This is a genomic window from Bradyrhizobium sp. cir1 (assembly GCF_014198245.1).
Lineage (GTDB): Bacteria > Pseudomonadota > Alphaproteobacteria > Rhizobiales > Xanthobacteraceae > Bradyrhizobium.
The window spans coordinates 300,400-324,458 of record NZ_JACIHE010000007.1 but is presented as its reverse complement, the minus strand read 5'-3'; the positions used below and the strand labels follow the sequence as shown (position 1 = coordinate 324,458).

General features: G+C 65.4%; 24 protein-coding genes. 17 read left to right on the top strand and 7 right to left on the bottom strand.

What is annotated here, in order from left to right; all coding sequences use genetic code 11:
• Positions 1–97: 97 nt before the first annotated feature.
• Positions 98–778 (top strand): TetR/AcrR family transcriptional regulator, encoded by a 681-nt coding sequence (locus GGD63_RS17790; protein ID WP_008136878.1) that lies wholly within the window; start codon positions 98–100, stop codon positions 776–778.
• A 155-nt stretch (positions 779–933) separates the two neighbouring features.
• Here GGD63_RS17790 and pyk read toward each other — a convergent pair whose 3' ends face one another.
• Together pyk and GGD63_RS17780 are read right to left on the bottom strand one after the other, a co-directional pair.
• Positions 934–2,370, bottom strand: coding sequence for a pyruvate kinase (pyk, locus tag GGD63_RS17785; RefSeq protein WP_183244180.1), 1,437 nt, complete (start codon positions 2,368–2,370; stop codon positions 934–936).
• Positions 2,367–2,948 carry a DUF1036 domain-containing protein gene (locus tag GGD63_RS17780; RefSeq protein ID WP_183244178.1) on the bottom strand — a complete coding sequence of 194 codons (582 nt, stop codon included), beginning with the start codon at positions 2,946–2,948 and terminating at the stop codon, positions 2,367–2,369. The genes pyk and GGD63_RS17780 overlap by 4 nt, the downstream gene beginning before the upstream one ends.
• A 179-nt stretch (positions 2,949–3,127) precedes the next feature.
• Between GGD63_RS17780 and GGD63_RS17775 the strand changes: the two genes are divergently transcribed.
• The 3 genes from GGD63_RS17775 to GGD63_RS17765 all read left to right on the top strand — a co-directional run bounded on the left by GGD63_RS17775 (position 3,128) and on the right by GGD63_RS17765 (position 5,784).
• Complete coding sequence (locus GGD63_RS17775) at positions 3,128–3,433, top strand: DUF1244 domain-containing protein (protein ID WP_183244176.1); 306 nt, start codon at positions 3,128–3,130, stop codon at positions 3,431–3,433.
• 194 nt (positions 3,434–3,627) lie between these two features.
• Positions 3,628–3,900 (top strand): DUF2312 domain-containing protein, encoded by a 273-nt coding sequence (locus GGD63_RS17770; RefSeq protein ID WP_018641571.1) that lies wholly within the window; start codon positions 3,628–3,630, stop codon positions 3,898–3,900.
• 117 nt (positions 3,901–4,017) lie between these two features.
• Entirely contained in the window at positions 4,018–5,784 is a 1,767-nt protein-coding gene (locus tag GGD63_RS17765; protein ID WP_183244174.1) for an adenylate/guanylate cyclase domain-containing protein, read from the top strand.
• A 157-nt stretch (positions 5,785–5,941) separates the two neighbouring features.
• Here GGD63_RS17765 and GGD63_RS17760 read toward each other — a convergent pair whose 3' ends face one another.
• From GGD63_RS17760 to GGD63_RS17750, 3 genes are all read right to left on the bottom strand, one after another.
• Complete coding sequence (locus tag GGD63_RS17760; protein ID WP_183244172.1) at positions 5,942–7,552, bottom strand: DUF882 domain-containing protein; 1,611 nt, start codon at positions 7,550–7,552, stop codon at positions 5,942–5,944.
• Between the two features lie 273 nt (positions 7,553–7,825).
• Complete coding sequence (locus GGD63_RS17755; protein ID WP_183244170.1) at positions 7,826–10,042, bottom strand: murein L,D-transpeptidase; 2,217 nt, start codon at positions 10,040–10,042, stop codon at positions 7,826–7,828.
• Between the two features lie 346 nt (positions 10,043–10,388).
• Positions 10,389–11,885, bottom strand: a complete 1,497-nt coding sequence (locus GGD63_RS17750; protein ID WP_183244168.1) for a sigma-54 dependent transcriptional regulator — start codon at positions 11,883–11,885, stop codon at positions 10,389–10,391.
• A gap of 127 nt (positions 11,886–12,012) precedes the next feature.
• Here GGD63_RS17750 and GGD63_RS17745 point away from each other — a divergent pair, with 127 nt between their 5' ends.
• The 13 genes from GGD63_RS17745 (at position 12,013) to GGD63_RS17685 (ending at position 22,792) form a co-directional block, all read left to right on the top strand.
• Positions 12,013–13,932 (top strand): M3 family oligoendopeptidase, encoded by a 1,920-nt coding sequence (locus GGD63_RS17745; RefSeq protein ID WP_183244167.1) that lies wholly within the window; start codon positions 12,013–12,015, stop codon positions 13,930–13,932.
• A 92-nt stretch (positions 13,933–14,024) separates the two neighbouring features.
• The gene (locus GGD63_RS17740) at positions 14,025–14,249 is read left to right on the top strand and encodes an AbrB family transcriptional regulator (RefSeq protein WP_027545558.1); all 225 of its coding nucleotides are present in this window, start codon (positions 14,025–14,027) and stop codon (positions 14,247–14,249) included.
• Between the two features lie 11 nt (positions 14,250–14,260).
• Positions 14,261–14,656, top strand: coding sequence for a type II toxin-antitoxin system death-on-curing family toxin (locus GGD63_RS17735; protein ID WP_183244165.1), 396 nt, complete (start codon positions 14,261–14,263; stop codon positions 14,654–14,656).
• Between the two features lie 97 nt (positions 14,657–14,753).
• Positions 14,754–14,906: an aa3-type cytochrome c oxidase subunit IV gene (locus GGD63_RS17730; protein WP_008136857.1), complete on the top strand. Its 153-nt coding sequence runs from the start codon at positions 14,754–14,756 to the stop codon at positions 14,904–14,906.
• Positions 14,907–15,043: 137 nt separating this feature from the next.
• Positions 15,044–16,171, top strand: coding sequence for a Re/Si-specific NAD(P)(+) transhydrogenase subunit alpha (locus tag GGD63_RS17725; protein ID WP_183244163.1), 1,128 nt, complete (start codon positions 15,044–15,046; stop codon positions 16,169–16,171).
• Between the two features lie 12 nt (positions 16,172–16,183).
• Positions 16,184–16,501, top strand: a complete 318-nt coding sequence (locus GGD63_RS17720) for a proton-translocating transhydrogenase family protein (RefSeq protein WP_014492434.1) — start codon at positions 16,184–16,186, stop codon at positions 16,499–16,501.
• A 39-nt stretch (positions 16,502–16,540) separates the two neighbouring features.
• Positions 16,541–17,938, top strand: a complete 1,398-nt coding sequence (locus GGD63_RS17715; RefSeq protein ID WP_183244161.1) for an NAD(P)(+) transhydrogenase (Re/Si-specific) subunit beta — start codon at positions 16,541–16,543, stop codon at positions 17,936–17,938.
• A gap of 13 nt (positions 17,939–17,951) precedes the next feature.
• On the top strand, positions 17,952–18,122 hold the full coding sequence (locus GGD63_RS17710) for a hypothetical protein (protein ID WP_183244159.1): 171 nt from the start codon (positions 17,952–17,954) through the stop codon (positions 18,120–18,122).
• 22 nt (positions 18,123–18,144) lie between these two features.
• On the top strand, positions 18,145–18,942 hold the full coding sequence (locus GGD63_RS17705) for an alpha/beta hydrolase (RefSeq protein ID WP_183244157.1): 798 nt from the start codon (positions 18,145–18,147) through the stop codon (positions 18,940–18,942).
• Positions 18,896–20,374 (top strand): sodium:proton antiporter, encoded by a 1,479-nt coding sequence (locus GGD63_RS17700; protein WP_183244155.1) that lies wholly within the window; start codon positions 18,896–18,898, stop codon positions 20,372–20,374. The genes GGD63_RS17705 and GGD63_RS17700 overlap by 47 nt, the downstream gene beginning before the upstream one ends.
• 49 nt (positions 20,375–20,423) lie before the next feature.
• Positions 20,424–21,521: a calcium:proton antiporter gene (locus GGD63_RS17695; protein WP_183244153.1), complete on the top strand. Its 1,098-nt coding sequence runs from the start codon at positions 20,424–20,426 to the stop codon at positions 21,519–21,521.
• A gap of 12 nt (positions 21,522–21,533) precedes the next feature.
• Entirely contained in the window at positions 21,534–21,818 is a 285-nt protein-coding gene (locus GGD63_RS17690; protein WP_183244151.1) for a cupin domain-containing protein, read from the top strand.
• Positions 21,819–21,907: 89 nt separating this feature from the next.
• Complete coding sequence (locus GGD63_RS17685) at positions 21,908–22,792, top strand: hypothetical protein (protein WP_183244149.1); 885 nt, start codon at positions 21,908–21,910, stop codon at positions 22,790–22,792.
• 20 nt (positions 22,793–22,812) lie between these two features.
• Here GGD63_RS17685 and GGD63_RS17680 read toward each other — a convergent pair whose 3' ends face one another.
• The gene (locus GGD63_RS17680; protein WP_183244147.1) at positions 22,813–23,463 is read right to left on the bottom strand and encodes a tetratricopeptide repeat protein; all 651 of its coding nucleotides are present in this window, start codon (positions 23,461–23,463) and stop codon (positions 22,813–22,815) included.
• 127 nt (positions 23,464–23,590) lie between these two features.
• Positions 23,591–23,887 carry a 30S ribosomal protein S21 gene (gene rpsU / locus GGD63_RS17675; protein ID WP_027545547.1) on the bottom strand — a complete coding sequence of 99 codons (297 nt, stop codon included), beginning with the start codon at positions 23,885–23,887 and terminating at the stop codon, positions 23,591–23,593.
• Between the last annotated feature and the right edge of the window lie 172 nt (positions 23,888–24,059).

Below are 24,059 nucleotides of genomic sequence, written 5' to 3'. Positions count from 1 at the left end.
TAGTTGTTCAGTCCTTGCGGGGCGATTTGCATCTTTTAAGTGACGAAGCGTTCGGCCGCGGGGCGTGCGGACGGCGTGGTGGGACAGGAAGCGCGCCATGGTTTATCGGCGGACGCATCAAGTGGTTAAGCGCCTTGCGGCCCGGCGCAGTGCGATATTGGCGGCGGCGCGGGAGGCGGCGGCGGAAGGCGGGATGGCGGCGGTGCAGATCGCGCCGGTCGCGGTCCGGGCCAATGTCGCGGCCGGCACGGTCTACCGCTACTTCCCCTCCAAGGCCGAGCTGATCTCCGAATTGATCGCCGAGGTCTCCCGCGACGAGCTCGCGGCGATCCGCCGGGCGGCCGACGCCGCGCCGGGCCCGTCCTCGGCGCTGGCAGCCGCGGTCACCACGGTGGCGGTCCATACCCTGTCGCAGCGGCGGCTCGCCTGGGGCATCCTGGCCGAGCCTGTCGATGTCGATGTCAGCGCCTCCCGCCTCGCCAGCCGGCGCGAGATCGCCGGCGAGATCGCGGGCCGCATCGACGCTGCCGTGCGCGCCGGTCATCTGCCGGCGCAGGATACCGCCCTTGCCGCGACCGCGCTGCTCGGGGCGCTGCACGAGGCTCTGGTCGGGCCGCTCGCGCCCGACAATCTCGAAGATCCCGTCAAGATGCGCGATGCGGTGCAGACCGTGACGCTGCTGGCGCTGCGCGCCGTCGGCGTCATGGACGCCCGCGCCCGCGGCCTCGTGGTCCAGCAGACGCTGCTCCCGACGACCAAGGCGCTGGTTGGGGCGTAACATTCGCGCCGCGACGACCGGGGTGTCGCCCTGAGCGTGCTCAGGTCATTGCCTGAGCGCGCCTTTTCGCGAAACCCCGGCAAAGCCCGCCAGACCGGCCGGCTACTGTGCATGGGGTTGTTTTTCGACTTTTTTGTTTGGCCGCGCCGGCGGACCTAAATGTTCGCGTCGCCCTCGGGGCCGACCGAAGCGATGCGCACCATGTTGGTGGTGCCGGGGATGCCGAGCGGCACGCCGGCGACGATGATTACGCGCTGGCCGGCGCGGACGAAACCGTCGCGGAAGGCGATCTGGCCGGCGCGGCTCACCATGTCGTCCTGGTCGCGCGCGTCTTCCGCCACGACGCAATGCACGCCCCAGGCGACGGCGAGCCGGCGGCCGGCGGTGATGTTCGGCGTGATCGCCACGATCGGCGGCTTCGGCCGCTCGCGCGCCACGCGCACGGCGGTCGAGCCCGATGAGGTCCAGCAGATCAGGGCCGGCAGGTCCAGCGTCTCGGCGATCACGCGCGCGGCGTCCGCGATCGCATCGCCTACCGTCGATTCCGGGTCCGGCCGCTGCGCCGTGATCACCGAACGATAGGTCGGGTCGCGCTCGACCTCCTCGCCGATGCGGTTCATGGTCGAGACCGCCTCGACCGGGAATTTGCCGGCCGCCGATTCCGCCGACAGCATGATGGCATCGGCGCCTTCATAGACGGCGGTGGCGACGTCGGAGACTTCGGCGCGGGTCGGCACCGGCGACTGGATCATCGATTCCAGCATCTGGGTCGCGATCACCACCGGCTTGCCGGCGCGGCGCGCCATCCGCGTCATCTGCTTCTGCAGGCTCGGCACGCGCTCCAGCGGCAGCTCGACGCCGAGGTCGCCGCGCGCCACCATCAGCGCATCGGAGGCCTCGATGATGTCGGCGAGGCGGTCGATCGCCTGCGGCTTCTCGATCTTGGCCATGACGGCGGCGCGGCCGCGGATCATCTTCTTGGCCTCGATCACGTCGTCGGCACGCTGCACGAAGGACAGCGCGATCCAGTCGACGCCGGTGACCAGTGCCGCCTCGAGGTCGGCGCGGTCCTTGGGTGTCATCGCCGAGACCGGCAGGTCGGTGTCGGGCAGGCTGACGCCCTTGCGGTCGCTCATCTTGCCGCCGACCACGACGCGCGTCACCGCGTGCTCCTTGGAGGTCTCCTCCGCGATCAGCCGCACCTTTCCGTCGTCGAGCAGCAGCGCATGGCCGGGCCTGAGCGCGGCCAGGATCTCCGGATGCGGGAGGTGGACGCGCGTGGCATCGCCCGGCGCCTTGTCGGAATCCAGGGTAAAGGTCTGGCCGTTCTGGAGCTGGACGGCGCCTTCGGCGAAGGCGCCGAGCCTGAGCTTGGGGCCTTGGAGGTCGACCAGGATGCCGATCGGCCGGCCGTAGCTGCTCTCGACATTGCGGATCGTCGCCACCAGCTCCCGCATCTTGTCATGCGGGGTGTGGCTCATGTTGATGCGGAACAGATCGGCGCCAGCCTCGAACAGGCGGCGGATCATCGCGAGGTCTGAAGAGGCGGGTCCCAGGGTCGCGAGAATCTTGATACGGCGAAGACGCCTCATGGCTTATTTCCAGACGGGGGTGGCAGGCCGGGCGAGCCCGGGGGCGTAGCACCGGGCGGGCCATTGGGCAAACCCGGAACGCCGCCCGGGCCAACCGGTCCGGGCAGGCCAGGCACGCGCTGCTGCGCCGGCTGTTCGTTGGCGTCAGTGAGCTGCACCGTCCAGGCGCGCTGCTCGCCGGTATCGACCTCGAAATAGCCGGTGCGGTCATAGCCGCGTGCCAGGCAGTCCTCGGTGCCGCGGATGGTGAACTCCTTGTCGCGCGAGCACATGAAGGCCTGGCCCGACCATTCGCCGCCGCGGTCATAGTCGATGGCGTAGATGTAGTAATAACGGGCGACCAGCGTGCCCCGCAGCAGCGTCTCGCAGGAGCGGGACGAGATGTTCCACCAGCCCTCCGTGGTCCAGCCCTCGGCGTCCTTGTAGCCGAGCGCGATGCCGACCCGGCTCGAGGTGTTGTTGCAGAGGCGGAAGTCGGCCGAGGCCGGGCTGCTCCAGAGGCACAGCAGGACGACCGCCAGCACCGGGACCAACCGGGCGAGCAGGCGAAGCGGGGAGCGGGGAGATTCGGCAATCATTGTCGCGGAAGCTATACCAGATCATTGACGATTTGGCGTAGGGCCGGGGAACCGCCCCAAAGTGGCTCACCGCCCGTTTGCCGCCCGTTTGCGCCGCGATATGGCAAAATCTGTGACAGGACCCCACCTGATCCCGTAAGGGTGACCGCCATCGGGCCGGAGCTTTAAGGAATTCAGTTATGGCAATCGACGACAAAACCAGAACGGAGCTCGAGGCCGCCGCTTTCCGGCGCCTGGTCGACCATCTGCGGAGCCGGACGGACGTCCAGAACATCGATCTGATGAATCTGGCCGGCTTCTGCCGCAACTGCCTGTCCAACTGGCTCAAGGACGCCGCAGACGCGCAAGGGGTCGCCTTGAGCAAGGATGAGAGCCGGGAGGCCGTCTACGGCATGCCCTACGAGACCTGGAAGGCGAAGTACCAGGGCACGGCCACGCCCGAGCAGCTCGAGGCGATGAAGAAGGTCCATCCGCACGGGCATTGACTAATTTCGTCCCGTCATTCCGGGTTCGCCCTTCGGGCGCCCCGGAACGACGACGTCATCTCCTGTGGGCGCGCTGTGGACGAGCACGATGCTTGCTTGAACGCCGGGGGCGCCGACCCTAAGGGTCTACCCAGCACGCGCGGTGAGGGATGCCGGCGTCACCTCGTTTTGCCAGTTCCATTGGGAGTACCAAGATGGCCACCTCCGCCGCCGTCCGCGACGATGAGCCCGCGACGAAATTTGCCAAGGACCAGCTCAAATCCATCATCGAGCGCATCGAGCGGCTGGAGGAAGAGAAGAAGGCGATCTCCGACGACATCCGCGACGTTTATGCCGAGAGCAAGGGCAACGGCTATGACGTCAAGGCGCTGCGCACCATCGTGCGCCTGCGCAAGCAGGACCCCAACGAGCGCGCCGAGGCCGAGACCATCCTCGAGACCTACATGCAGGCGCTGGGGATGCTCTGAAGGCGACAGGACCGCGCCTCATCCGTAAGACTACCTCGCCGGGCCGCAATTTGCGGACGGCCTGCGCTTGGGTAAAATCCGCTGGTCTGCTAGAATGCTCGGTAAAGGGACCGAGCTATGGATGTGCCTGGACCAGAGCGCAGGCTCGCCGCGGTCCTCGCGGCTGACATGGTCGGCTTTAGTCGGCTCATGGAGGTCGACGAGGGTGGCACGCTCGCGCGTCTCAAGACCCACCGGATCGAACTCATCGATCCGGCGATTGCCAAAAACCACGGCCGCATCATCAAGACCACGGGCGACGGCCTGCTCGTCGAATTCCACAGCGTCGTCGACGCAGTGTCATGCGCTGCTGAAATTCAGAGCCGGATGGGGCGCCGCAACGCCGATGTCCCGCCGCCGCGATGGATACAATTCCGCATCGGTATCAATCTGGGCGACGTGATCGTCGACCAGAACGACATTTTCGGCGACGGTGTCAACGTCGCGGCACGGTTGGAGGCGCTGGCCGAGCCTGGAGGCATCTGCATCTCCAGCGCGGTGCGCGACCAGCTGGGCCAGCGTCTCGATGGTGTCGCATTCGAAGACATCGGCGAGCAGAACGTCAAGAACATCGCGCGTTCCATCCGCGTCTACCGGATTCGATTGGAGGATGGGCTGGCAAGCGCGCCAGCCGGCACGACGGGCGCCGCAAAGGCGACTGGCAAGTCGAAGAAGCCGTCCATCGCCGTGCTGCCCTTCGCCAATATGAGCGGCGATCCGGAGCAGGAGTTCTTTGCGGACGGTTTGACCGAGGACATCATCACGGAGCTTTCACGCTTCCACGACCTGCTGGTGATCTCGCGCAACTCGACCTTCGTGTACAAGGGAAAGTCGGTCAAGGTGCAGGATGTCGGCCGCGAATTCGGTGTCGACTACGTCATCGAGGGAAGCGTGCGAAAGGCCGGAGATCGCGTCCGCGTCACCGTGCAGCTGATCGATGCGGAGACCGACCGGCATATTTGGGCCGAGCGCTATGACGGCGAGCTTAAGGACATCTTCGCGATCCAGGACGAGATGACCCGGGCGATCGTCGCCACGCTGCCCGGCCGTGTCGAGGCGGCGACGCACGATCGGGCGAACCGCAAGCCGACGGACAACATGGCGGCCTATGAATGCGTGCTGGCCGCAAAGGTCTTGCACCATCGCTCCAATCGCGAAGACAATGCGCGGGCGCAACTTCTGCTCGACCGGGCGCTCGAACTCGACGCGAACTATGCGCACGCACACGCGTGGAAGGCGTGCGTTCTGGGCCAGACCTGGGTCTATAGCTGGTGCGCGGATCGCGACGCCACCTTCCAGCAGGTGGCCTCGGAGCTGGAGACCGCGCTGGTCCTCGACGACAATGACAGCGATGTCCACCGCATTCTCGCCGCACTCAATCTGAACCGCGACGACCATGATAAGGCCACTTACCATCAGGAGCGTGCGCTCGCGCTCAACCCGAACTATGACCTCGTGGTGGTGCAGCAGGGCGAACTGCTGACCTGGCTGGGGAGGCCGGAGGAAGGCATCGACTGGATCAAGAAGGCGATGCGGCTCAACCCGTATCATCCGGAACGATTCTGGAGCCATCTCGGGCGTGCCTATTACTGTGCCGAGAAATACGCCGAAGCCGCCGAAGCCTTCTCGAGGATCTCACGCCCCGATCATACCCATCATGCGTTCCTTGCCGGGATCTTCGCGCAGATGGGCAATGCAGTGGCTGCCGGCGCGCACGCGGCCGAAGTGCTCAAGCGTGAGCCGGCATTCTCGGTGGCCAATCATCTTGCGACCCAGCACTACAAGCGGCAGGTCGATCGTCAGCGCTATGAGGCAGGCCTTCTCCGGGCAGGCCTGCCGGCTTGATCCGGCGCACGGCGGAGACCGATTGCGAGATAAAAGCCGCAGACTTGTAGCCCGGATGAGCGTAGCGATATCCGGGAACGCAACGCGCGGCAGATTCCCGGATGTCGCTATGCTCATCCGGGCTACGAGACCGCGTTCGTGGAAATAGTATGGGCTATCAGCGCAGCGCCGCAGTACGCATGACGAAGGACGTCGTCTCGAGCTTCGCGGTCGCGCTGCCCGAGAAACTGTCGCAGGACAGGCCCGGCATCGGATCGTCGGTGAAGCCCATCGCGATCACCGTCTGCGGCTTGACGAAATAGCCGCGCAGCGCCGCCGTATCGAGCTCGCCCATCAGCGTGACCGACATCGCGCGGCTGGCGCTCGGCGACAGCATCACGATCTTGAGCCAGATGCTCTCGTTCTTGGCCGCGGACAGGCGGGTCGCGGTCGCGACCATGCCGTCGACGCTCTTGCCGACCACACTGTTGATCTCGGTGGCGGGCGCAGCGCTTCGCGCGCCGGGACGGGGAGAGCGCGGGATCGGCGCGGAGGCGGCGACGACATTGGCGCGATCGACCGGGGAGGCGGCAGGCGCGTAGGCCAGCGCCTGAAGAGTTGCGCTGGACACGCTCGCGGTGGGTTGCGGATCGGTCGCGGAGGCAAGCGCCTGGCGGGCCTTCAGCGCCGCGACCTGCGCCGGCGTCGCCTGCTGCGGCGTGGCGGGCGTATCCCAGAAGCCGCGGGCATTGATGATGTCGGCCGGGGTCTCAGGCTTGCCGGCGGCAGGCTTGTCAGCCACGGGTGCGGGCTTCGGCTTGGGCGGCGCGACGAGCTGCGCATCGGCCGAGGCGAGCTGGAGGGTGGCTGCGGCCTGCGGCTTGGCGCGCGGCGTCGGCACCGGATCGGCCGGCCTGGCTGCGGCGGCGACCACGGTCGGCGCGGACGACTTCGCGGCCGGGGCCGGCGCGCCCTCGTCATCCTCGTCGCTGCTGGCGGCGGCCGGAGCTGACTTGCTCTTGAACAGGGCGGCGAAGAAGTTCGGCTTGCTGGCGCCGTCATCGCCGCTGCCGCGACGCTCGATCTCGGCCTTGGCGAGCTCATAACCCTTCAGCGGCGTGCCGTCGGTCGGCAGATGCACCGTCTTTCCGTCCGGGAAGACGCGGGCGAGCTGGTCATGCGTCATCCGCGGCCAGTGCCGGATGCTGCCGGTGTCCAGATGCACGAAAGGCGAGCCCGAGGTCGGATAGAAGCCGACGCCGCCGCGCTGCAGGCGCAGGCCGGCGAAGCGGATCTGCTCCAGCGCCACGCCCGGAATGTAGAAGTCCATCGCATGTCCCAGCATGTGCTGGCTGAAGCGCGCCACGCCGGAGGAGCGGCGGCGGAGCATGGCGTTGGTGGCGGGGGAGCGGTAGGAGGAGATGATCTGGATCGGCTGCTTGCCGTCGACGTCGCGGTAGACTTCCCAGAGGATGTCGAAGAGGTGACGGTCCATGACCGTCTCGTCCTGGGTGCGCCAGTCGCGCAGGAAATGATTGAGTTGCTTCAGCGCGCCTTCGTCATAGCGCCCGTCGCGCTTGAAGGTGACGGTGAGGTCTTCGCCGGAATGGGTGTGGTGGAAGGTGAGCGTCTTGGTCTCGTTCAGCGCGGCGGCGTTGTGGACTGAACCTGCGGCAGCCAGCAGCAATACGGAAGCGAGGCCGATCCTGGATCCGACCTTCACTCCCGCATGGGACAACGACAGCACAGCAAATTGGCGTGCGAGACCAGTCAGCACGTATGAGCCCACCCAGTCGACGAGCGTTCAAAATGGACTCTCCCGCCAACCCCGTTAGCGCGCGAAAGAGGGTGAACGCTTTCTTAAAGCAAGAAGGTTAATTTGAGGTTGACCTTCCCGCCCCCAAACCAAGTCAGAATACAAACCTAAACGGTTGACTGTGGCGAAAAAACGCCCGCTGCCCGAGGGCAGGTTGGAGGATGGTTAACGTTGAGCGCCCCCATCCTGGGGATGGGAGCGCTGATTTCATTGTAGAATTTCAGGCGATGAGGCGCCGGGCGGGCCTCAGCGGGTGAACACCCGCTGCGGCCGGCGGCCGACCGGAGCCGGCGGCACGGTCGGGGTCGGGGCCCCGAACAGCCGCTCGAAGAAGTTCGGACCCGACGAGCCGAAGCCGCCATTGTTGGCCACCGCAACGCCCGAGGGCAGCGTCGTCGCCGGGCGCGAATAGCTCGGCTGCGAGTGCGCGACGATGTTCTCGAGGTCCTTGCCGCGGCCGTTCTTCAGGATGTTGAGCATGGTCGCGTCGCGGCCATAGACGTCCTTGCGGAATTGCAGCTTGCCGGCATCGTCCACGAACGCGGTCTGGTAGGTGATGTTGACCGGGATCGGCGTCGGGAATTTCAGGTCGATCTCGCTCTTGCCGTACATGCTGCGCACGCGCTCCGGCGTGTACTTCTCGTTCGGCATGGTGATGTTGAGCAGCACGGAGGCGTACTGGTCCGGGTTCTGCACGCGCATGCAGCCATGGCTGAAGGCGCGGTCTTCCCTGGCGAACAGGTTCTTGTCCGGCGTGTCGTGCTGATAGACCAGGAACTTGTTCGGGAAGTTGAAGCGGATGCGGCCGAGCGCGTTGGCTTCACCCGGCGGCTGCGAGATGTGCACCGAGCCGTCGCGGTTCTGCTCGAGCTTCAGGCCCATGCGCTGGAGCACGGTCGGGTCCTGCTGAAGCGCCGGCAGATATTCGTTGTAGACGATCGACGGCGGCACGTTCCAGGTCGGGTTGACCGTGATGTACTTCATCGTCTCGGTCAGCAGCGGGGTGGCGTGCTGGCCCGGCTTGCCGGTGACGACGCGGGTGGTCCAGACCGGCTGGCCGCGCTGCATCACCTTCAGCGTGTAATCGGGAATGTTCAGGATGACATAGGCATCGCCCAGCGAGGGCACGCCGAGGTCGCGCGGCAGCCAGCGCCAGCGCTCCATGTTCACCAGCACGGTGTCGATCTGCTTGTCGCGCTTGGGGGTGTTGAGCGCCTTGACCGTCTTGTCGTCGAGGATGCCGGTCGGCTTCATCTCGGCGCCGTTCTGGAATTTGCGCACGGCCTCGGCGACCGTCGCGTCATAGCGGGTGTCGCTGGCGTTCTCGGTGATGCCGAGCTTGGCGCGCAGCTGCGGCACGCGCGGATCGTCGACGACGATCTCAGCCTGCTTCTTGCCGGCGGGGGTGTATTTCAGCGCCGGACCGTCGGCGATCTCGATCACCGGGCCGCCGCCCTGGCCGCGCAGTTCCGCGAGCTTGGCCTTCAGCTCCCTGTAGAGCTTCTGCGGCGGGTTGTAGCTGTCGAGTGCCGCGGAAGCATCCGTCGCGGTCGTGACCTTGGTCAGCACCTCGCTCGGATCGGTGGGATGCTCGGGATAGAGGATGTCGGCGCTGACCTGCGACCAATGCATGCGGCCGCTCTGCGCCTGGCGCGCATAGTCGAACATGCTGGCGGTCAGCTTCAGCTCGGCGTCGGCGAGCGCATCGGGCGTCGTGGCGGCGGCGAAATCCGGCACCGGATAGTCGGCGGGATTGAGACCGTCGGAGGCGGCATCCTTGAGCCGTGCGATTACGCCCTTGGCAGCACTGGTCAGGCTGCCGCCTTGCGTCCAGACCGGCGCGAAATCGCGTGCGCCGTAGAACTTCTCGATCGCCGCACGCTCGTTCTTGCGGTCGAAATGGCGCGAGGTCTTGGCGCCGATGATATCCTTGAGCTTGTCGGCGACCGGCTGGTCGGCGGCGGGAACGTTGCTGGCGGCCTTGACCGGCTCGGCGGCCGGAGCCGCCGCAGTGGCAGGTGCTGCGGGCGCGGCCGGCGCCGTCGCAGTGTCGGCCTTGGCGGGCTCGGTCTTTGCAGGTTCTGTCTTGGCCGTCTCGCTCTTCGGCGCCTCGGGGGCGGGCGTGGTGGCGACGTCGGACGGCTTGGTCTCGACCTTGTCCGGCGCGGGCGCGGCGTCCGCCTTGGCCGGCTCCTTGACAGTTTCCTTCACAGTTTCCTTGGCAGTTTCCTTCGCCGGATCCTGCACCGTGGCGGTGGTGTCGAGCTTGATGTCGGCTGCGGTCGGGGGCGAGACGTTGGCAGGCTCGGGGCGCGGGATCGCTGCGTCGATCGCGAGCTCGGCAGCGCTGCTGCGCGCCTGATCCTGCGCCAGCGCTGAGCTGGCCGACACCGTGAGGAAGGTTGCCGCGACCGTCATCAAGACACGGTCAAAGCCTGCACGGTGGTTCAAACAGTCACGCATTGTGTCACACCCCTCGGGTGAACTGCCCCTCGTGGGACAGCTTTGTTATCGCCTAATTGAGCTTCGGCTAATCGCGCCGGCCTCTCGAAAGTCGCACGCCTGCACGCAACGATTCCTACGCCAGACGATATACAGGCCCCGATTTTGCAGCCAGCGCTACCGGGGACAACTCACGACAAACTGACTTCAAGGGAGCCTCTTGGCAACGGATTGTGCGCTTGCGGCACGCGCTTTTCCCTCTGTCTGTCACTTCCAAGTCACGGTTCAAGTCGCAGTCAATTTTGCCGTCATGCGAACGGCTTACGGCCGCGTCCCAGTCTCGCGCGAACCTCCGTTCGCATCAGGCTCAGTGCGTCTCCTCGCCGCTTTTCCCGCCATGGCCGGGAACCCCGGCTTCGTCGAGTTTCCGGTAGAGGGTGGACCGGCCGATTTTGAGGCGGCGGGCGACTTCCGACATCTGTCCGCGATAATGCGAGATCGCAAAGCGGATGATCTCGTTCTCCATGTCCTCCAGCGGGCGGACGTCGCCGGTCGCCGTCAGCATCGACAAGCTTCCCGCCAGGGGCAGCGGCGCAATCGGTATTTCGCTACCCGATACCAGCGAAGGCGCCGCGATCGGCTCCAGCATCAGCGGTGCGGTCGGGATGTCCGTTGCGGCATGCGGCTGGGCGGTGAGCAGGGGGAAGTCGGCGAGGCCGAGCTGGTCGCCGTCGCTCATCACCACGGCGCGGTAGACCGCGTTCTCGAGCTGTCGAATGTTGCCGGGCCAGTCGAGCTGGGCGAGGTGCGCCATGGCCTCGCCGCTGATGCCGGTGATGGGGCGGTTCTCCTCGGCGGCAAAGCGCGCGAGGAAATGCCGGAGCAGATGCGGAATGTCCTCGCGCCGGGCGCGGAGCGAGGGGATCGTCAGCGGCAGCACATGGAGGCGGTAGAACAGGTCTTCCCGGAAGTGGCCCTGCTTCACCCGCTCCAGCAGCTTGCGGTTGGTGGCGGAGACGATGCGGACGTCGACCTTGACGGGCTTGCGGCCGCCGACCGCCTCGACCGCGCCTTCCTGCAGCGCGCGCAGCAGCTTGACCTGCGCGGTCAGCGGCAGCTCACTGACCTCGTCGAGGAACAGCGTGCCGCCGTGGGCCTCGACGAACTTGCCGGTGTGGCGTTCGGTGGCGCCGGTGAAGGCACCCTTCTCGTGACCGAACAGGATGGACTCGACGAGGTTGTCGGGGATCGCGCCGCAATTGACCGCGACGAAGGGCTTTGCCTTGCGCTCGCCGCTGCCATGGATGGCGCGCGCGAACATCTCCTTGCCGACGCCGGACTCGCCTTCGATCAACACGGGGATCGAGGAATTCGCCGCCTTCTGCGCCGCGCGCATGACGGGTGCCATCGCCTCGGCACGGGTGATGATGTCGGAGAAGGTCAGCCGGCCCTCGCGGCTGTGACGGATGCGCTGCAATTCGCCTTTGAGCGCGGAGGTGTTGAGCGCGTTGCGCAAGCTGACCTGGAGCCGCTCCATGCCGACCGGCTTGACCACGAAATCGGCGGCGCCTGCGCGCATCGCCGAGATCACATTGTCAATGCCGCCATGGGCGGTCTGCACGATGACTGGCACGGAGAGGCCCGCTTCGCGGATTTTCGCCAGCACGCCCATGCCGTCGAGGCCGGGCATCACGAGATCGAGGATGACGCCGTCGATGGCAGGCGCGTCGGGCGCGGTGAGGGTGGCGATCGCGGCGTCGCCGGACTCCACGACGATCGTTTCATAGCCGCATTTCTGCACCATGTTCTCGACCAGCCGGCGGGCTACAGCGTCGTCGTCGGCGATCAAAATACTGGCAGCCATGGTGTTCCCCGCACGCTACAACTATCTGTCTCGAATCGGGGCACTCTGGCCGAAGCCGATTAACGCACTCTTAAACCTTGATGCCCCCGCCCGCCGCCGCGCTTGTTGAACACAGGTTTCCCACACAATGAATTCGCGCTCCAAGTCTGCCTTGAACAAGCCCGCTCTCAAAAAGCCCGCTCTCCGCAAGTCAGCTACCAAGACATCCGTCGCCAAGAAATCCGCCAAGGCAAAGCCCTCCAAAACCTCACTCGCAAAGCCCGCCAGCAAGACCGGCAAGCTTCCGGAGTGGAACCTCGCCGATCTCTATTCCGGGATCGATGCGCCGGAAGTGGCGCGCGATCTCGAGAAGATGGATGCCGATTGCGTCGCGTTCGAGACCGACTACAAGGGCAAGCTCGCGACAGGGACAGCAAACGAAGATGGCGGAAAATGGCTCGCTGAGGCCGTGCGACGCTATGAGGCGATCGACGATCTCGCCGGCCGTCTCGGCTCCTATGCCGGTCTTGTCCATGCCGGCGACAGCGTTGATCCCAAGATTTCAAAGTTTTACGGCGATGTGTCCGAACGCCTGACGGCGGCGTCCACGCACCTTCTGTTCTTCGCGCTCGAGCTCAACCGTATCGATGACGATATTTTGACCCGCGCGATGCAGGCCCCGGAGCTGGCGTATTACCGTCCGTGGATCGAGGATCTGCGCAAGGAGAAGCCGTACCAGCTCGACGACAAGCTCGAGCAGCTCTTCCTGGAGAAGGCGCAGACCGGCTATTCCGCCTTCAACCGCCTGTTCGACCAGACCATCTCCAGCCTGCGCTTCAAGGTCGGGGCCAAGGAGCTCGCGATCGAGCCGACGCTCAACCTGCTGCAGGACCGCGACGGCTCAAAGCGCAAGAGCGCGGCGGAGGCGCTGGCGAAGACCTTCAAGGCCAATGAGCGCACCTTCGCGCTGATCACCAACACGCTCGCCAAGGACAAGGACATCTCCGATCGCTGGCGCGGTTTCAAGGACGTCGCGGATTCCCGCCATCTGAACAACCGCGTCGAGCGCGAGGTGGTGGATGCGCTGGTCGCCTCGGTCCGCGCCGCCTATCCAAAGCTGTCGCATCGCTATTACGCGCTGAAGGCAAAGTGGTTCGGCAAGAAGCGCCTGGCCTATTGGGATCGCAACGCGCCGCTGCCGTTCGCGGCGACCGACGTCATCGGCTGGCCCGATGCGCGCAACATGGTGCTGACGGCCTATCGGGGCTTCTCGCCTGAGATGGCCGACATCGCCGAGCGCTTCTTCACCGATCGCTGGATCGATGCGCCGGTGCGTCCGGGCAAGGTGCCGGGCGCGTTCTCGCATCCGACCACGCCGTCGGCGCACCCCTACGTGCTGATGAACTACCAGGGCAAGCCGCGCGACGTGATGACGCTCGCCCATGAGCTCGGCCATGGCGTGCATCAGGTGCTGGCGGCGAAGAACGGCGCGCTGATGGCGCCGACGCCGCTGACGCTGGCGGAGACCGCGAGCGTGTTCGGCGAGATGCTCACCTTCAAGCGGCTGCTTGCCCAGACCAAAAACGCAAGACAGCGCCAGGCGCTGCTCGCCGGCAAGGTCGAGGACATGATCAACACCGTGGTGCGGCAGATCGCGTTCTATTCCTTTGAGCGCGCGGTCCACACCGAGCGCAAGAACGGCGAGCTCACCGCGACGCGGCTCGGCGAGATCTGGCTGTCGGTGCAGGGCGAGAGCCTGGGGCCGGCGATCGAGATCAAGTCGGGCTACGAGAACTACTGGATGTACATCCCGCACTTCATCCATTCGCCGTTCTACGTCTACGCCTATGCCTTCGGCGATTGCCTCGTGAACTCGCTCTACGCCGTCTACGAGAACGCGGCCGAAGGCTTTGCCGAGCGCTATCTCGACATGCTCGCCGCCGGCGGCACCAAGCACTATTCCGAACTGCTGCGGCCGTTCGGGTTAGATGCCAAGGATCCCAAATTCTGGGATGGCGGCCTCTCGGTCATCGCCGGCATGATCGACGAGCTGGAGGCGATGGGCTGAGGCGGCGGGCGCCCTTGCGGCACGTAAAACATCTGTTGAACCAGGTCTTCGGCGATGTTATACATATGTATAACGCGCTGGAGCCAAGGGCCATGAAAATTGAGATCAAGAAGATCGGCAATTCAGACGGACTGCTGCTGCCGCGCGAATTGATGCAGCGGCTCGATCTCAAGCGCGGGCAGCAACTGCATATCGTGGAATTGCCCGGCGGTGGCTTCCAGGCGCTGCCCTACGATCCCGACTTCGAGCGGACGATGGAAATCGCCGACGAAGTGATGGACAAGTATCGCGACACGCTCGCGGCGCTTGCGAAATAATCGGCCATGCAATGAGCGATCCTCAGGAGCCGCTCTGGATCACTTACGAGCAGGCCGTCGCCATTCACAGTCGGCAACTCCGACGCTTCGGAGGCGCGCCTGGACTGCGTGACGCAGGCATGTTGCGGTCGGCGCTCGATCGCCCGATCAACAAATGGCGCTACGAGCAGGCGCCGTTGGACGAACTTGCCGCAGCCAATGCATTCGGGCTCGCGAAGAACCATGCATTTGTCGATGGAAACAAGCGCATTGCCTTCTTGGCGATGATGATCTTTCTGCACAAGAATGGTGTGGCGTTCAGTCCCGATCCGGCGGAAGCGACAACCATCATGCTCTCTCTCGCCGCCGGCGAAGTCAGCGAGCAGAGTCTCACGCGCTGGATCCGCGACAATCGGAATTCCAAATGACCCGATTTGCGGGAAAACCGCGCCTGCCTGCCGTTGCCCTGCCCGAAAGATTAAGGTATCCCAGCCCGAGAATTCGACTTTCGACTGGGGACAATCCATGGCTGACCATAGCGAAGTGGCGTACACCACTGCCGACGGCAACGACTACGTTGCCCACGAGCAGACCTATGAGGGCTTCATCAAGCTGGTGAAGTACGGCACGGCCTCGGTCGCGCTCATCGTGATCCTGATGGCGATCTTCCTCACCTGATCCATCGCCTGGTGCACCGCCAGCGTCGTCGGTGCTCATAAAATTTGCATTCAAGCCGGTACCAAAACCGGTATCCAACGTTGCGGGAGTGACGCTAAGTTTGCGTGCGCGCTTTTTCCCGCGCCGCCGGAGGGACTATGAAGATCGCCGTTGCCAAGGAAATCGATCCGTCGGAGCCGCGTGTCGCCGCTTCGCCTGATACGGTGAAGAAATTCAAGGCGCTGGGCGCCGAAATCGCCGTGGAGCCGGGCGCCGGCATCAAGTCGGGCCTGCCGGATTCCGAATTCACCGCCGTGGGTGCCACCGTCAGCGCTGACGCGCTCAAGGACGCCGACATCATCATCAAGGTGAAGCGCCCCGAGGCCTCCGAGCTTGCGCAGTACAAGCGCGGCGCGCTCGTCATCGCCATCATGGACCCCTACGGCAACGAGGCCGCGCTGAAGACGATGGCTGATGCCGGCGTCGCCGCTTTCGCGATGGAACTGATGCCGCGCATCACCCGCGCGCAGGTGATGGACGTGCTGTCCTCGCAGGCCAACCTCGCCGGCTACCGCGCCGTGATCGAGGGCGCCGAGGCCTTCGGCCGCGCCTTTCCGATGATGATGACCGCGGCCGGAACCGTGCCTGCCGCCAAGGTGTTCGTGATGGGCGTCGGCGTCGCCGGCCTGCAGGCGATCGCGACCGCGCGCCGTCTCGGCGCGGTGGTGACCGCGACCGACGTCCGGCCCGCGACGAAGGAGCAGGTGGAATCGCTCGGTGCGAAATTCCTCGCCGTCGAGGACGAGGAGTTCAAGAACGCGCAGACCGCCGGCGGCTACGCCAAGGAAATGTCCAGGGAATACCAGGCCAAGCAGGCCGCGCTCACCGCCGAGCACATCAAGAAGCAGGACATCGTCATCACCACCGCGCTGATTCCGGGCCGGCCGGCGCCCAAGCTCGTGTCCGGCGAGATGGTCAAGTCGATGAAGCCCGGCTCGGTGCTGGTCGATCTCGCCGTCGAGCGCGGCGGCAATGTCGAAGGCGCCAAGGCCGGCGAGGTCGTCGACCTCGATGGCATCAAGATCGTCGGCTACACCAACGTCGCCGGCCGCGTCGCGGCCTCTGCCTCCAGCCTCTATGCGCGCAATCTGTTCTCCTTCATCGAGACCATGGTCGACAAGAAGGAGAAGAAGCTCGCCGTGAACTGGGATGACGAGCTGGTCAAGGCCACTGCGCTGACCAAGGATGGCGCCGTCATTCACCCGAACTTCCAGCCGAAAGCGTAAGGAGAGATCGCCATGGAGCATGCTGCACAGGTCGTCGACCCCTTCATCTTCCGGCTGTCGATCTTCGTTCTCGCCGTCTTCGTCGGCTATTTCGTGGTGTGGTCGGTGACCCCGGCGCTGCACACGCCGCTGATGAGCGTGACTAACGCGATCTCCTCGGTGATCGTGGTCGGTGCGCTGCTTGCCGGCGGCGTCGCCAATGTTTCGAGCGGCTCGGGCTGGGCGCGCGCCTTCGGCTTCGTTGCGCTGATCTTTGCCTGCATCAACATCTTCGGCGGCTTCCTTGTCACCCAGCGCATGCTGGCGATGTACAAGAAGAAGTCGAAGTAAGCGGCCACCTCGGGCTGATGGGATCAATGGGGACCTGAGATGAGCGCCAACCTCTCTGCATTTCTGTATCTCGTGGCGGGAGTGCTGTTCATCCTGTCGCTGCGCGGGCTGTCGAGCCCGGCTTCGTCGCGCCAGGGCAATTTGTTCGGCATGATCGGCATGGCGATCGCGGTCGCCACCACGCTTGCCAATCATCCGCCGGCAGACGGTCTGGCCTGGGTGCTGGTGATTGTCGGCATCGCGATCGGCGCTGCGATCGGCGCGGTGATTGCGCGGCGCGTGCCGATGACGTCGATGCCGGAGCTCGTCGCGGCCTTCCACTCGCTGGTCGGCATGGCCGCGGTGCTGGTCGCCGCCGGTGCGTTCTATGCGCCCGAGGCTTTCGACATCGGTACGCCCGGCAATATCCACACCCAGAGCCTGGTCGAAATGTCGCTCGGCGTCGCCATCGGCGCGCTGACCTTCACCGGCTCGGTGATCGCATTCCTGAAGCTGTCGGCGCGGATGAGCGGCGCTCCGATCATCCTGCCGGCCCGCCACGTGATCAACGTCGTGCTCGCGGTGGCGCTGGTCGCCTGCATCGTCGGCCTCGTCATCACCGGCAGCCCCGTGTTCTTCTGGCTGAACGTGATCCTGGCGCTGCTGCTCGGCGTCCTCATGATCATCCCGATCGGCGGCGCCGACATGCCGGTCGTGATCTCGATGCTGAACTCCTATTCGGGGTGGGCCGCGGCCGGCATCGGCTTCACGTTGGGTAACTCGGCGCTGATCATCACCGGCGCGCTGGTCGGCTCGTCCGGTGCGATCCTGTCCTACATCATGTGCCACGCGATGAACCGGTCCTTCATCTCGGTCATCCTCGGTGGCTTCGGCGGCGAGACCGCCGCAGCCGGCGGCGGTACGGGCGAGCAGAAGCCCGCCAAGCTCGGCTCGGCGGACGATGCCGCCTTCATCATGAAGAACGCCTCCAAGGTCATCATCGTGCCCGGCTACGGCATGGCGGTGGCGCAGGCCCAGCACGCGCTGCGCGAGATGGCCGACATCCTGAAGAAGGAAGGCGTCGAGGTGAAATACGCCATTCACCCGGTCGCGGGCCGCATGCCCGGCCACATGAACGTCCTGCTGGCCGAAGCCAACGTGCCCTACGACGAGGTGTTCGAGCTCGAGGACATCAACTCCGAATTCGCGCAGGCCGACATCGCCTTCGTGATCGGCGCCAACGACGTCACCAACCCGGCGGCCGAAGAGGACAAGACCTCGCCGATCTACGGCATGCCGGTGCTCCAGGTCTGGAAGGCCGGAACGGTGATGTTCATCAAGCGGTCGCTGGCGTCGGGTTACGCGGGCATCGACAACCCGCTGTTCTACCGGGACAACACCATGATGCTGCTCGGCGACGCCAAGAAGGTCACCGAGAACATCGTCAAGGCGATGTAACGCGGGAGGGACCGTGGCCATCAACAAGGATTGGCACCGGTCCCATCGCATGCCGCCCAAGGCGACGCGCGAGCGGCGCATCGCCTGGCACGCCGCCCACAAGGCGGCGTGCGGCTGTCGCGACGTTCCGGCGAGTCTGCGGCCCGACGTCATGAAATTGCTGCGGAGCAGTCGCAAGCCCTGAGGTGGAGACCGGCCGCCTCATCATGACCATCGTCAAGTGGATCGCAATTCTGCTCGTGACCGTCTATCTTGTCGGTCTCGTCGTGCTGTATGTCCGCCAGCGCGAGATGCTGTTTCCGATCCCGCCGGTCGGCCGCACCGCACCCGATGCCGCTGGCATTCCCGAGGCGGAAGAGCATGTCCTGACCACGTCGGATGGTGAGAAGGTCATTGTCTGGCACGTGCCGGCCAAGCCGGGCCGTCCGGTCATCCTCTATTTCCCGGGGAACGGCGATTTTCTTGCGGGCGGCGTCAGCCGCTTCAAGGCGATGACCGCGGATGGGACCGGCCTCGTGGCGCTGTCCTATCGCGGCTATGCCGGCTCGAGCGGGGCGCCGAGCGAGGAGGGGCTGTTGCGCGATGCCGCTGCCGCCTACGCCTTCACCACTGCCCGCTATGCCGCCGAGCGAATCGTTGCCTGGGGCTTTTCGCTCGGGACGGGCGTCGCGGTTGCCATCGCGTCCGAACATCCCGTCGGCAAATTGATCCTGGAGGCGCCGTACACCTCGACGGTCGATGTCGCTGCCGCGGCGTTCCGCTTCGTTCCGGTCCGCCTCCTGATGCGCGATCAGTTTCGCTCCGACGAGCGGATCGCGCGCGTCACGGTGCCGCTATTGGTGATGCATGGCACCAATGACCTTGCCATTTCGCTCGTGTTCGGAGAGCGTCTGTGCGCGCTCGCGCATGAACCGAAGCAGTTCGTTCGCTTTGCGGGCGGCGGACACGACAACCTCGATGCGTTCGGCGCGATCGAGACAGCGAGGCGCTTCATTGAATCCTGAGCGACTCGTCACGCGGCTCCGGGGCGTATGCTTCGCCGCCATCCTCACTTTGTTGCCGCAGCAGGCATGGGCCGCGACCGAGCTCGACGGTGCGGCGATGCGCTGGCCCTATGCGCTGCCCTTTGCCGGCCTGTTGTTGTCGATCGCGCTCGGACCGCTGCTGTTTCCGAAGATCTGGCACCATCATTACGGCAAGATCGCCGCGGCTTGGTCGCTGCTGGCGCTCGTCTCGCTCGCCATCTTTGCCGGAACCATGGCGGCACTGGCGACGCTGGTCCATGCTCTGCTTGCCGAATATCTCGGCTTCATCGTGCTGCTGTTCTCGCTCTACGTCGTGGCCGGCGGCATTCTCATCACTGGCGACATCAAGGCCACGCCGGCGACCAATGTCGGCATCCTCGCACTCGGCACGTTGGGGGCGAGCATTGTCGGCACCACCGGAGCCGCGATGATCCTGATCCGCCCCCTGATCCGCGCCAACCGGCCGCGGCGCCACAACGCTCATGTCGTCATCTTCTTCATCATCCTGGTCGCCAATGTCGGCGGCGCGCTGAGCCCGCTTGGCGATCCCCCGCTGTTCGTAGGCTTCCTGCACGGCGTCGACTTCTTCTGGACCACGCGGAACATCTGGCTGCAGACGGTGATCGTTGCCGGACTGCTGCTCGTCATTTTCGCCGCCGTCGACGTCTGGCGTTTCAGGAGCGAGCCGGTGCTCAGCGACGCGGGTCCTGCGGAGCCGGTGCGGATCCGCGGCCTCGTCAATCTGGTGCTGATCGCAGCCATCGTCGCCAGCCTGCTGGTGTCGGCGATGTGGAAGCCCGGCATCGCCTTCGACGTTCTCGGAACGAAGCTGGAGCTGGAAGACGCCGCCCGCAACGTGGCGCTGCTGGCGATTGCGGCGCTGTCGGTGTGGCTGACGCCGGACGAGCACCGGCAGGCCAACGGTTTCACCTGGGAGCCGATCCGCGAGGTCGCAAAGCTGTTCGCGGCCATCTTCGTCGCCATCATTCCGGTCATTGCCATGCTCAATGCCGGCCATCACGGCGCCTTCGCCTGGCTGTTGTCGGCCGTGACGGCGCCGGACGGCGCGCCGCGCGAGGTCGCCTATTTCTGGTGCACCGGCCTGATGTCGGCGTTCCTCGACAATGCGCCGACCTATCTGTTGTTCTTCGAGCTGGCGGGCGGGGACCCGCAAGTGCTGATGCATGCCTTGTCCGGCACGCTCGCCTCCATCTCCATGGGCGCGGTCTACATGGGCGCGCTCACCTATATCGGCAATGCGCCGAACTTCATGGTCAGCAGCATCGCCAATGAGAACGGCATCGAGATGCCGAGCTTCTTCGGCTATCTCCTGCGCGCCGGCGCCGTGCTGATCCCGCTGTTCCTGCTGCTGACCTTGCTGCCGATCGCGCCGATCCTGCACTTGCATTGAATCTCGCGCCTGATTTGATACTGCTCACTCGAGCAAATGGAAGCGGTTGATGAGCGCGCATAGTCCGATGCCCCGGTCGGCCTGGATCTTCCCGGCGCTGGCCGTGCTGTTGTTCGCAGCCGTGAGTGTGACGGATTACGTCTTCACGCTGTCGCTGGCCGGGCTCGTCTTCGCCATCGTCCTGCTGGTCATCCTATTCGGCACGGTGTTCGCCGCCGTCCACCATGCCGAGGTGATCGCCGAACGGGTCGGCGAGCCCTATGGCACGCTGGTGCTGACGCTCTCGGTGACCATCATCGAGGTGGCGCTGATCACCACGATCATGCTGGGCGACAAGCCGGCGCCGGAACTGGCGCGCGACACGGTGTTCGCGGTGGTCATGATCGTCTGCAACGGCCTCGTCGGGCTCTGCATCTTCATCGGCGGCCTGCGCTATCGCGAGCAGGGCTTTCAGCTCTCCGGCGCCAACGTCTATCTCAGCGTCCTGTTCGCGCTCGCGACCATCACGCTGATCATGCCGAACTACACGACCACCACGCCGGGACCGGTCTATTCGACCGTCCAGCTCGGCTTCGTCGATGTGGTTACGCTCGCGCTTTACGCGGTGTTCCTCTACACCCAGACCGTCCTGCACAAGGATTACTTCGTTCATGAACGGGCCGAGGGCGAGGGCGGGGCGGTGCACCTGTCGGTCGGAGCGCTCGCGCTCACCGTGGCGCTGCTCCTGGTCTCGCTGCTGGCGGTCGTGCTGCTGGCCAAGAAGTTCTCGCTGGTGGTCGATGCCGTGGGCGCCAGGATCGGCGCGCCACCGGCCTTCGCCGGCCTTCTGGTCGCGCTGCTGATCCTGATGCCGGAGGGTGTCGCGGCCATTGCGGCCGCCCGCAAGAACGACCTCCAGAAGAGCATCAATCTCGCCCTCGGGTCCTCGCTGGCGACCATCGGCCTGACCATCCCCGCGGTCGGCGTCGCCACCTACGCGCTCGACAAGGAGCTTGAGCTCGGCCTCAGCGCCCAGGGCAGCGTCCTTTTGCTGCTGACCTTCTTCCTGAGCATGCTGACCTTCGGCACGGGCAGGACCAATGTCCTGTTCGGCCTGGTCCATATGGTGGTATTTGCCGTCTACGTGTTCATGGTTTTCGTGCCGTAGAAGGAACTCCCGATGCTTGCCGCCAAGTCTGACGTCCAGATCGACAACGAACAGGTCCGGGTGACCGAGTGGCGGCTCGCCCCGGGCAGCGCGACCGGGCACCACACCCACGGGATGGACTATGTGATTGTTCCCGTCGTCGCCGGCGAAATGACCATCGTGGCGCCCGGGGGCGAGCGTTCCAAGGCGCAGCTTGCGGCCGGGAAATCCTACTTCCGCAAGGCCGGCGTCCAACACGACGTACTTAACGAAACCTCAACTGAGATCGTGTTCCTTGAGATCGAGCTGAAGGCGTAGGGTTACCCTTTGCCATCGATCCGTCGCAGTTGATCCCTTACAATTGCCCCAAAGTTCCCGCATCTGGTCGCGCGGGGAGTGGCCGAGAAATGCTGAAATACCTCGCTAAAATCTCGATGGATATTTTCCCCTCGGTGCTCGCGACGATCATCGGGGCCTACATCGTTAACCACTACATCAACGCCAAGCCGGCGGCCGACACCCCTACGGCGGTGGTAGCACCTGCCGAGGCCGGCAAGGACGCCAAGCCGACGGACACCGCCAAGCTTCCCGCGCCCAACGTCAAGGCCAAGGGCGTCTCCGAGAAGAGCGTGACGGACAAGGCTGCGGCCGAGAAGCCCGCCGACAAGCCTGAGACCAAGGCTGCGGACGTCGCTCCCGCGGACACCGCCTCGCACGGCCGCCCCCCGGCGCGCGAGAAGGCAGCCGCGAAGTCGACCCCGGCCGCCACCGCTCCGGTGGTGGAGGCTAACTCCGCGCCGGCCGCTGCATCCGCGGCTGCGACCCCCGACGCCAACGATCTGGCGCGGGCCGCCATTGAGCGTCTTCGCAAATCGCCTGAGGGCAAAGCTGCCGAAGCCAAGGCTGCCGAGACCAGGCCGGTCGAACGGACTCCCGAGCCCGCGGTGCGCGAAGCCACCCGCGTCCCCGAGGCCCCGCGTGTCGTCACGACGGAGCCGTCCGCGGTCCGTCCGTTGCCGCCGCCGATCACGGTGTCCACGCCCTCACCCGAGGCGTATGGCAATGCCGGTTCGCCGCCGTCCTACACGGCCTCGGTCGGCATCGACGATCCGAATCGGATCACGCCGCCGGCTGACATTCCCGTGCCGGTGATCGCGCCGCCGCTCGACCTGCGTGCCGATGCCGGTGGGGCCATGCCTCGGCCGAAGAAGACCAACGTCGCGGACGAGATGCTGTCGGGCATGAAGTCGATGTTCCACTCCGTCCTGCCCAAGAGCTCCACCCCCGACTAAGGCGCTGGCTTAGGGCGTTTTCAGCCGCCGACGCGGGTGAGGCCGCTGCGGGCGGCATCGTCGCGTGGACGAAGGGCAACCGCCTTGTTGTAGGATGCCGCCGCCTTGGCCCTGTCGCCGAGCCGCTCATAAGCCTGCCCGCGCGCGGTCCAGACCTGGGCGTTGTGCGGGTCGGCCTCGGAGGCTTCATCCAGGTCGGCCGCGGCTTCCTTGAGCTTGCCGAGCGCGAGATAGCTGGTGGCGCGGCCGAGCAGCGGCTCGGCCTTTTGCGGGTTGAGCCCGCTCGCCGCGCTGAAATCGGCAACGGCGAAATCGTGCTGGTTATTGCCCTGGTAGATCAGCGCGCGGCCATAGAGCGCCTGCGCATTGTAGGGATCGAGCCCGACGGCGCGATTGAACTCGTCGAGCGCTGCTGCCGTCTCGCCTGACTTGGCGAGGGACTGGGCCTTTGCGGTGTGGGCCTGGGCCTCGGTGACGTTGCCGGCGCTGACCGCGCTCTCGGCAGTTGGCGCCGCCTTCGGTGCCTCCTGCGGCTTCTCCTTCTCCGGCATCAGCGATCCCAGATCGAAGGAGCAGCCGCACAGTGCGATCCCCGTCAAGGCCAGCGCGAGCGGCTGCTGCCAGGTTCGGCGTCGTCGCGCCAAGCCGCGCTCGGGGAAAGGGGAGGCCATCTACGGGTTCGCTCGCGCTGGTGCCGCACCGGTAAGTGCCCCGTCCCAGAAAAGGCACCGCTCACAAACAATAACGCGGGCCAAGGGCCCGCGTCATCGAAAACTGAGGTCTCAAAGCTTCGGCAAATCAGCGCGGTCCGCGCGGACCTGCACCCGGGCCGCCACGACCACCACGCTCGCCACCGGGGCCGGCGCCGAACACCGGCTTCGGCTTCATCGGCAGCAGGCCTTCGCGCTGCAGCTTCTTGCGGGCCAGCTTGCGCGCGCGGCGCACGGCCTCGGCCTTTTCGCGGGCCTTCTTCTCGGAGGGCTTTTCGTAGTGACCGCGGAGCTTCATCTCGCGGAAAATCCCCTCGCGCTGCATCTTCTTCTTCAGCGCCTTGAGGGCTTGATCGACGTTGTTATCGCGAACGAGAACCTGCACGCGGCATCCTCTTCAGTGGATCGGATTTGAATTCTGGTAAGTCAAAGGGGATGGCGAAACGCGCAAGCCCTTAACCTTGAGCGCGCGGATGTATCAGACAAAACCCGGGATGTCCACCGGCCAAGCGGGTTTTCGGGCCAAGTTCGGCCATTAAATGCGGCGAAAATACCTT